Genomic DNA, 904 nt, shown 5'->3' with positions numbered 1-904 from the left:
GCGTCGGGGACGGCCGGCGCGTCTCGACCGCGGGCAAGTCGGGTAGTTCGGCCGGATCGGCCGAGACGGACGACGCGACGTTCGATCTGCGATACGGCGCGGTCGCCGATCCGCGACGACTCACCCGCCAGCGGGTCGAGCGGCTCGCGGCCGAGGCGACGAACGGTGAGCCGTCGCTCGCGGACGCCACGGTGCGGAGACGAGGACGCACCCTCGTCGTCGACGCGGCGGCTGACGACGACGCCCTGTTCGCCGCTCACGCGGACTTGGTCGGGGCTGCCGTCGGGGACACACACGACATCCACGTCGGCTGACCTCGGTCGATCCGGATCGCGTTCGACGCGGGTTCCACTCGACCCGGATCACCCTACGGAACGGGAGCTCGATCCGGCGAAGAGCCGCGCATCCGGTAATTAATTACGTATATAAAATAGTGTGTTTTATATATTTCAAACAGGAACTAATGTCCGCATGCCAATCGGTCCCTTATCGAACGTGAGCGAACGGCAGGTGATCGCGGTGGTCGCGATCCTCGCCGTCGCCGCCGGTGCCCTCCTCGCACCGCAGGTGTACAGCACGGTAACCGACGCGGACGGAAGCGTCGCCGTCGTCGAGATCGACGGAACGATTACGACGCCGATGGCCCAGGACGTCGAGGAACAGCTCCGCGACGCTCGCACCAACGACAGCATCGACGCGGTCGTCCTCGAAGTCGAGAGCGGCGGTGGACTTCCCGCACAGAGCGAACGGATGTACGCGGCGGTCGACCGCACGGCTGCGGAGATGCCGGTGATCGCCGCGGTCGACACGCTCGGAGCGTCGGGCGCGTATCTGGCGATCGCCCCGGCCGACGAGATCTACGTCGCCCCGTCCGCGCAGGCGGTCGGTAGCGTCGGCGTCGCCG

The 904-nt window shown here is 67.5% G+C and carries 1 protein-coding gene and 1 pseudogene; both read left to right on the top strand.

What is annotated here, in order from left to right; translation table 11 throughout:
• Positions 1-314 (top strand): annotated as a pseudogene (locus tag ACFQEU_RS16795) (hypothetical protein); the annotation flags it as partial.
• A gap of 157 nt (positions 315-471) precedes the next feature.
• On the top strand, positions 472-904 hold a 433-nt coding region (locus tag ACFQEU_RS16790), incomplete at its 3' end, for a S49 family peptidase (protein ID WP_379783996.1).

This window comes from Halorubrum tibetense, from assembly GCF_042661865.1.
Lineage (GTDB): Archaea > Halobacteriota > Halobacteria > Halobacteriales > Haloferacaceae > Halorubrum > Halorubrum tibetense.
This window is presented reverse-complemented; position numbering and strand designations above follow the sequence as displayed.